The sequence below is a fragment of the Geobacillus sp. LYN3 genome, assembly GCF_003064505.1.
Classification (GTDB): domain Bacteria; phylum Bacillota; class Bacilli; order Bacillales; family Anoxybacillaceae; genus Parageobacillus_B; species Parageobacillus_B toebii.
In genome coordinates this window covers 1,217,282-1,225,020 of sequence record NZ_QCWL01000001.1, presented here as the reverse complement: position 1 = coordinate 1,225,020, position 7,739 = coordinate 1,217,282, and the positions used below count along the sequence as shown (strand labels likewise).

Annotated in this window: 7 protein-coding genes, 1 tRNA gene and 1 riboswitch; of the genes, 5 read left to right on the top strand and 3 right to left on the bottom strand. The window is 41.2% G+C overall.

Translation table 11 applies throughout. The features are described from left to right. The first annotated feature begins 386 nt into the window (after nucleotides 1–386). Both DCC82_RS06425 and DCC82_RS06420 read left to right on the top strand, forming a co-directional pair. Complete coding sequence (locus tag DCC82_RS06425; RefSeq protein ID WP_062753712.1) at nucleotides 387–875, top strand: PH domain-containing protein; 489 nt, start codon at nucleotides 387–389, stop codon at nucleotides 873–875. Beyond that, nucleotides 872–2,359 carry a PH domain-containing protein gene (locus DCC82_RS06420; RefSeq protein ID WP_097354225.1) on the top strand — a complete coding sequence of 496 codons (1,488 nt, stop codon included), beginning with the start codon at nucleotides 872–874 and terminating at the stop codon, nucleotides 2,357–2,359. The genes DCC82_RS06425 and DCC82_RS06420 overlap by 4 nt, the downstream gene beginning before the upstream one ends. 238 nt (nucleotides 2,360–2,597) lie before the next feature. Here the strand turns inward: DCC82_RS06420 and DCC82_RS06415 are convergent. The 3 genes from DCC82_RS06415 to DCC82_RS06405 all read right to left on the bottom strand — a co-directional run bounded on the left by DCC82_RS06415 (nucleotide 2,598) and on the right by DCC82_RS06405 (nucleotide 5,257). Then, nucleotides 2,598–2,670 (bottom strand) — tRNA-Val (locus DCC82_RS06415). Nucleotides 2,671–2,964: 294 nt separating this feature from the next. Next, complete coding sequence (gene metC, locus DCC82_RS06410; RefSeq protein WP_097354224.1) at nucleotides 2,965–4,149, bottom strand: cystathionine beta-lyase; 1,185 nt, start codon at nucleotides 4,147–4,149, stop codon at nucleotides 2,965–2,967. 4 nt (nucleotides 4,150–4,153) lie between these two features. Further along, nucleotides 4,154–5,257, bottom strand: coding sequence for a methionine biosynthesis PLP-dependent protein (locus DCC82_RS06405; protein ID WP_012749486.1), 1,104 nt, complete (start codon nucleotides 5,255–5,257; stop codon nucleotides 4,154–4,156). Between the two features lie 76 nt (nucleotides 5,258–5,333). After that, a riboswitch (SAM riboswitch) is annotated at nucleotides 5,334–5,446 on the bottom strand. A gap of 231 nt (nucleotides 5,447–5,677) precedes the next feature. On the opposite strand from DCC82_RS06405, the gene DCC82_RS06400 reads away from it, so the two are divergent. The 3 genes from DCC82_RS06400 (at nucleotide 5,678) to DCC82_RS06390 (ending at nucleotide 7,425) form a co-directional block, all read left to right on the top strand. Then, complete coding sequence (locus tag DCC82_RS06400; protein ID WP_062679093.1) at nucleotides 5,678–6,406, top strand: alpha/beta hydrolase; 729 nt, start codon at nucleotides 5,678–5,680, stop codon at nucleotides 6,404–6,406. A gap of 64 nt (nucleotides 6,407–6,470) precedes the next feature. Next, nucleotides 6,471–6,992, top strand: a complete 522-nt coding sequence (locus DCC82_RS06395; protein WP_012749484.1) for a YjcG family protein — start codon at nucleotides 6,471–6,473, stop codon at nucleotides 6,990–6,992. Between the two features lies 1 nt (nucleotide 6,993). Continuing rightward, entirely contained in the window at nucleotides 6,994–7,425 is a 432-nt protein-coding gene (locus DCC82_RS06390) for a GNAT family N-acetyltransferase (protein ID WP_012749483.1), read from the top strand. Nucleotides 7,426–7,739 lie beyond the last annotated feature (314 nt).

Sequence of the window (7,739 nt, the reverse complement as noted above, 5' to 3'; positions counted from 1 at the left end):
CTGTAAATAAACAAAATAGAGGGATTCTCCCTTTCCACACAGGAGACTGAATATTCAGTCTCCTGTGTGGAGAAAATCAGTCCCCTATCAATTCAAATCCATTTCAGAGAAACCCTACCCCATTTACATTACACAAAATTCTTGACGGTACCTTGTTGAAGCTTGCTTTTCATCTCATACTCATATACTGTGGGCTATGTAAAGTGCAAAAATGTATCTCATAGCACCAAAAACATTTCCTTATTTTTTCCTTCAAAGATCTCTCACTTTTCGAAATAGATGTTTTACAAAAATTTTAATCACAGTTTATTCAAACGAAACTTTTTTTATCATTCACCGTAAATGAAATTGAATGGATAATTTTCCAACTTAAAGGAGAGAACAGTATGGAAGTACAGTATCAACAAATCTCACCTAGAGCGATGAAGGTACGCAATTTAAACGAACTTATTACATCACTCATTGCCCTTGTCGTTATAACTGGACTTTATTTTTGCACAGATTATTTTAACTGGTGGAGCTGGCTACGGTATGTTTGGATCGCCCTGTTTGTCATTACCATAATTGGTATTCCGTGGACCTATTTTGTAAGTTCACCGATATACTATAAAACTTTTCGATACGGGTTAACGGATGATTTTTTATACATTAAAAGCGGGATTTGGACAAAAGTGGAAGTTGTAGTGCCGATGACGAAAATACAATCCATTGAATTGACTCAAGGCATCATTATGCGAAAATATGGTGTCCGCTCCATTGAAATTAAAACGATGCAAGGTGGCGTTACCATTCCACATATTGAGGAAGAAGTTGCTATAAAGCTCCGCGATGATATTTCGAAGCTTGCCCGTTTAAAGGAGCTTGATGAAGTATGACGTTTCGCTATTCCAAGCTAAAAATATTCTATGACCTGCTAGACCTTATCAAAAGCAATCTGTTTATACTTTTCATTTTATTCCTAAATTCGGGTAGTAATTCTATGTTCATGAATATTGTGCAATGGGGTGCGATTGCGGTTTTCGGATTCAGTTTACTGTTTCGCATCTATGAGACATTATTTACTAAAGTTGTATTTGCCGAAGATGGCATTCATATACATAAGGGCCTATTTTCTAAATCAGAGCAATTTATACCACGTGAAAAATTTGAGAATGTGCAAACGAAGGCAAATGTTTTGCAACGATTATTTGGCGTACAATCGATCACAATGGAAACAGGAGAAGCAACTAGCGATGTGACATTGGAATTTGTAAATAAAGTGGATTGCATCAAGATAGAGGATTATGTTTTACGAAATGGGAATCAAGAGCAGCATGCTGAGGAAGCCATCAATGAATCTGAACGTCAAATTCTTTTCACCACTACCATTCGTGATATTTTGAAAGCTTCCCTATTGTCCTTCAGTTTTTTAGCCATCATTCCTATTGGCTTAAATATATGGTCAGATGTACATCCAGAAAAATATATTAATGTAGATAAGGTTATGTCTCATCTTTCAGGATGGCTGCTCATCTTGCTAGTCTTACTTGCCGTATTAGCAGCTGTCGGTATCGGCGTCTTTAAAACGTTTAATAGCTACTATCAATATACCATTTCAATGGACAATGAACGCATTTATGTACAAAAAGGCTGGCTTTCTAAGCAAAGCTTTTCCATTCGCAAAGACAAAGTACAAGCGGTCATTTACAAACAAAACGGCTATCAAAAGTTGCTCGGTGTGACAACAATTAAACTTATTTCAGCAGGGGAAATTTTGCCAGGTGAGGACCAAAACATTAATGAATTTTTCCCGTACTTACCAACGGAAAAAGCACATGAATTAATAGCAATCATGCTGCCAGAATTTCAACTGCGTAGCATGACACATTATGCATCCCCTAAGGCAAAAAAGTTGATTTGGCTTCGACCACCAATTTTTGCAAGCCTCGTTGCTGCCATTGGATTTTGGAAACCCATTTTCTTTATTTTTGGTGCGATTGTGTTGGTGTTTACTTATATCAATCGTATTCGAGAATACCGTAATACAGCGTTTAAGTTAGAAGATGCGCATGTACAGCTTCGCTCAGGTGCCTTTACAGTAGAAACACTCGTAACGAAACGGGCAAAGTTGCTTGAATTGCAATTTGAGCGTTCTTTGCTACAGCGAATTTTTGATGTCATGAGTGTAAAACTAACAAATCGTGCACACCCGGTTCACGTAACAACGTTATTAGATATCGATTCTTCTCTACAGCCGTTGATCACATCTTGGTTTGAAGCGCGCACAAAAGATGTGGAGATTGATCCACATTCACAGTACGATTCTTTAAAGCAAGATGCTTGTCCGATTCCTTCTTACGTTGAAGTTAATAGCAAATAAATAGCATACCAGCAGCATATTCAATTATGCTGCTTTATTTATGAAAAAACATAATTTATATTTATTTTAATAAGAAAGCTGCTAATCAAATCGATGCCCTGTTATCAAAATCAAACTAAAAATGCTTCGGCACCAAAATGGCACCAACCGTAACTTTGGCACCATTTTGAGTGCCTGCTATAAAAAACAAAAAGCTTGAAACCCTTGATACGCAAGGATTTCAAGCTCCACACTTTAGTGATTCCGACTGGGCTCGAACCAGCGACCTCCACCCTGTCAAGGTGGCGCTCTCCCAGCTGAGCTACGGAATCATATTCTGTTGAACACATCTATTATTATATGGATATGCCTGATCTTTGTCAAATACTTTTTTAAAAAATTTTCATCTAGCGATTGGGTGTCAATCGCTGTACGGCATTGTCGCGCACAAGCAATAGGGCAAGAACGATCGTAAATCCCCGCTTTCAATACATCATTATGTTATTTAGCGCTCTATATTTATTCCTTTGATCACATGATTATATTATCAGCAGAGACATTTCATTTGACAGAATAAACGAAAAGGTATGCGCGAGGCAGCTTCTTTTGGCGCATACCTTTTTATTTTATCGTGCTGAAACAGTGGATGATGATGTTTCTTTGACATATGACAGTGCTTGCTCGAAATCGGCAATTAGATCGTCAGCGGCTTCAAGGCCAACACTAAGACGCAGCAAGCCGTCCGTGATGCCGCGCCGCTCCCGTTCTTCTTTCGGCATCGCCGCATGTGACATTTTGGCAGGATACGATAAAATCGATTCGACTGCTCCTAAGCTGACGGCAAATACAGGGATGCGAACATGCTTTACAAACGTCCGGACCGCTTCTTCATCGGCAAGGCGGAACGATAATACCGCGCCAAATCCTGATGCCTGATAGCGCTGAATCGCATGGCCCGGATGATACGTAAGCCCTGGATAATACACTTCTTCCACTTTCGGATGATTCGCTAAATAACGGGCTATCTTTAGCGCTGACTGCGATGATTGCTCGAGGCGGACATGAAGCGTTTTTAATCCGCGCAACACAAGCCATGCGTCTTGGACGCCGAGCACCGCTCCGAAAGAGTTTTGCAATTTGTACAGCTGTTTGGCAAGTTCCTCGTCTTTGACAACGGCAAGCCCGGCAACAACGTCGCTATGCCCCGATAAAAATTTCGTCGCGCTATGAAGGACGACATCGACACCAAGATCGAGCGGACGCTGCAGAGCGGGAGTCATAAACGTATTATCTAAAAACGTTAAACAGCCATTTGCCTTTGCAAGCTTCACAATCCCGCGAATATCGGTCACTTTTAAAAGCGGATTCGATGGGGTTTCAACGTAAATGACTTTTGTATTCGGGCGAATATGGGAAGCTACTTCATGCAAATCGGTCATATCAACGAACGTATATTCAATACCAAAGCGGCTCAATACCTCGGTAATCATTCGGTACGTACCGCCGTAAACGTCTTCCGTCACAAGCACATGATCGCCTTTGGACAAGAGGAGAAAAGCGGTGGAAATCGCCGCCATTCCGGATGAGAAGGCGAAACCGCGCACCCCGCCTTCTAACGCCGCAATCGTCTCTTCCAACGCTTCGCGCGTCGGATTGCCTGAGCGGCTATAATCATATTTGCCGAATGTATCAAAATCAAATTGATGGAACGTGGAAGCGTGCTGAATCGGCACACTGACCGCTCCCGTTTGAGGATCCATTTTCCATTTATTATGGAGCAGTTTCGTTTGAAAAGATATGTGTTGTTCCATCTCCCTACACCTCTTTCATACTTTTTAACGCTTGCGATAAGTCAGAAATTAAATCTTCGACATGCTCGATGCCGACAGAGAAACGAAGCAGCCGGTTACAGACACCGTTGGCGATGCGGATTTCTTCTGGAATATCGGCATGGGTTTGCGTTGCTGGATACGTAATAAAACTTTCGACTCCTCCTAAACTTTCGGCGAATGTAATTAATCGTAAACTTTGCAAAAAGCGGTTGACCCATTTTTCTTCGCGCAAACGAAACGATAACATGCCGCCTCTTCCCGGGTATAATACATCAGTAATATCTTCATGCGCCGCTAAAAATTCACTGATTCGCTTCGCGTTTTCTTCGTGCTGTCGCATCCGAAGCGCCAGCGTCTTCATGCCGCGAATAAGCAGCCATGAATCAAACGGTGAAAGCACAGCGCCAATTGCGTTCTGATATTCCGCAAGCCGCTTGCAAAGTTCCTCCCCCTTCGCAACGACGAGACCTGCCAACACATCGTTATGGCCGCCTAAATATTTTGTCGCACTATGGATGACGATATCGGCTCCTTGCTCGATCGGACGCTGAAAAACTGGTGTGTAAAACGTGTTGTCGACAATGAGAAGCAGTCCATGTTTTTTCGCAAATTTTGCCACTTCAGCAATGTCCGTTTCCTGCATTAACGGGTTCGTCGGTGTTTCTAAAAAAATCGCTTTTGTTTTTTCAGTGATGTAGTTCTCTACTAATCGTATGTCGCGAAAATCTACATAATGAAAAGACAAGCCGTATTTTCGCCAGCCGCGTTCAAATAAACGATATGTACCTCCATATAAATCGGAGGAAACGAGAAATTCATCCCCGCTTTCAAATAACGCAAGAACCGTCTGAATGGCCGCCATGCCCGAGCTGAACGCGTAGCCTTGGTCTCCTCCTTCTAGCTTTGCGATCGCTTCCTCGACGATTTTCCGCGTCGGATTGCCGGTACGAATGTAGTCAAATCCGGTAGACTTCCCGATTCCTTCATGACGGTACGCGGTCGAAAAATAGACGGGCGGATTGACCGTTCCTGTGACCGTGTCACTGCGGTTTCCGATTTGCGCCAATAACGTTTCCATTTTCTCCATCTGTATCTCTCCCTCTTCTATAAAATAAAAAAAGTCTTCTAAGAAGAAGACTTTTCCATACGTCGATCAGTGCTTCTTCTTATCTGCCGAATTGAAAAAATTCAATTCGCTGGATTTAGCACCTGGCCAAAAATTGGCTGGTTGCTGAAGCTTCATAGGGCCAGTTCCCTCCACTTCTCTTGATAAGAATGCATCCTTCACTATTCATTTTTTCTGATTACTAAAAAATGTACCTCATTTATCGTAAGTTTGCAAGAAATTTTTTAAATTTTTCAAATTGACACGTTGTTTTTATACGTTGAAAAAACTCCCGGCGCTTTTTTATGTAAATATTCATCATAATCTGCTGTGTTTGTTAACATGTTTTTACAAAAATATGGTACAATAACAGGTGAATCTGTTTTTGTTGGAGGATCCATCATGGCATTACAAAAAGGGACAATGCATGATTACACTATTTATAGCGATGAGCTGGATGAGGAAATAACGCTGCTTGCCTATTTGCCAAGTTCGTTTTCCCCGCTTCATAAGTATTCTCTTCTTATCGCTCAGGATGGGAAAGATTATTTTATGTACGGGAAAATAAAAAGCGTTATTGAACAACTGATGGAAAACGGCGAGATTGACCGCACCATTGTCATCGGAATTCCATATCGCGATGTTAAGGACCGCTATGAGAAATATCATCCAAACGGAAAGAAAAACAGCCGTTATTTGCGTTTTTTAGCACATGAGCTCGTTCCGTTTTTAGATCAAACGTTTCCTACGTACCAAATCGGAAAAGGACGCGCGCTCATCGGCGATTCCCTTGGCGGCACTGTATCACTAATGGCAGGATTATTGTATCCGCATACATTTGGAAAAATTGCGATGCAGTCGCCATATATCGATGAAGGAATCATCGAACAAATTTTACAATTTACAGAACCATCATTATTGCAAATTTACCATTCGGTAGGTACAAACGAAACAGCAGTGAAAACGACGGACGGAAATGTGCGCGATTTTATCACTCCAAATCGAAAGGCGCGTGAAGCGTTTATTCAAAAAGGATTTTTGTATGAATACAACGAATTTGATGGCGGTCATGCATGGACATATTGGCAGCCTGATGTTCCGCGTGCAATCGCGCATATCCTTTCTTTGTAAACACTACTATGCTCTTCGGAATTTTGTTATAATTAAGTACTACTTATCATAAGGAGGGGTTTTTATGAAATATGGTATTGCTTTATTTCCTTCGAAGCGAATACAAGATTTTGCCAATTCCTATAGAAAGCGTTACGACAGCCATTACGCCCTCATTCCGCCGCATTTAACCTTAAAAGAGCCTTTTGAAGCTGACGACCAGAAAATTAAAGAAATTGTAAAGGAACTGCGCAAAATCGCTGCTGAAACAGATGTCATTCCGTTAAAAGTGACAAAGTTTAGCTCATTTTATCCAACAAGCAATGTTATTTATTTAAAAGTGGAGCCGAATGAAACGCTCGAGCGTCTCCATGAACGGCTTCACAGCGGAATCCTTGCTGATAAGTCAGAATACGTATTTGTCCCTCATATTACCATCGGCCGTGATTTGCCAAACGCTGAATATGCTGATGTATACGGACAATTACGGATGCAAAACGTTCATTTTGAAGAAACGGTTGACCGCTTCCACCTTCTATATCAACTAGAAAACGGCTCATGGACAGTATATGAAACATTTCTTGTTGGAGGAAAGGAACAAGAGTAATATGAACGTAGCAATCGGAACAAAAAATGATACATCTTTATACAACGATGCCTTGCTTGTTCGACGAATCGTATTTATCGAAGAGCAGCATGTTCCGGAAGAAGAAGAAATTGATGAATTTGAGCAAGAAGCAATGCATTTTGTTTTGTACGATGGGGAAAAACCGATTGGTGCCGGCAGGTTTCGCACGATCGATAACGGTCTAGGCAAGATCGAACGAATTTGCGTTTTGCCGCAATATCGCGGTAGTGGGGCAGGAAAGCTGATTATGGAAGCGATTGAGCAGTTTGCAAAAAAACAAGGTGTCCCAAAAGTAAAACTGAACGCGCAAACACATGCGGAGCCATTTTATCAAAAACTTGGATATCAAACTGTTTCCGATGTGTTTATGGATGCTGGAATCCCTCATGTAACGATGGTAAAATCGCTTTAAGACCGTATCAAACGATGGTACGGTCTCTGCTCATTTTCTGCAATCCATAAAGAATAGTTGCGTACACTGTTGTTACATAAGCGGTTATGCTGTACGTATAGCAGCCAAGAGAAAATACAATTTCATTTCCAATTCATACATAAGCCGTTCGTGACTTAGTCAATCATTTTCACGAGAACATCCGCCTTCCTCCCACTGCTTTAGCTGTGGAGGAAGGCGGGGTTTATATTTTCAATATATACTGAATTTTTCGTTCAATATAAGTACACTGGATTTAGAAAGGTAGGTGAATCAAGAATGCTCTGCACTCTCAA

Bases quoted from the DNA above. Each gene is read 5' to 3' on its own strand.
- DCC82_RS06400 (WP_062679093.1), top strand. From the start codon at position 5,678: ATGGCATTACAAAAAGGGACAATGCATGATTACACTATTTATAGCGAT.
- DCC82_RS06390 (WP_012749483.1), top strand. From the start codon at position 6,994: ATGAACGTAGCAATCGGAACAAAAAATGATACATCTTTATACAACGAT.
- DCC82_RS06420 (WP_097354225.1), top strand. From the start codon at position 872: ATGACGTTTCGCTATTCCAAGCTAAAAATATTCTATGACCTGCTAGAC.
- DCC82_RS06425 (WP_062753712.1), top strand. From the start codon at position 387: ATGGAAGTACAGTATCAACAAATCTCACCTAGAGCGATGAAGGTACGC.
- DCC82_RS06395 (WP_012749484.1), top strand. From the start codon at position 6,471: ATGAAATATGGTATTGCTTTATTTCCTTCGAAGCGAATACAAGATTTT.
- metC (WP_097354224.1), bottom strand. From the start codon at position 4,149: ATGGAACAACACATATCTTTTCAAACGAAACTGCTCCATAATAAATGG.
- DCC82_RS06405 (WP_012749486.1), bottom strand. From the start codon at position 5,257: ATGGAGAAAATGGAAACGTTATTGGCGCAAATCGGAAACCGCAGTGAC.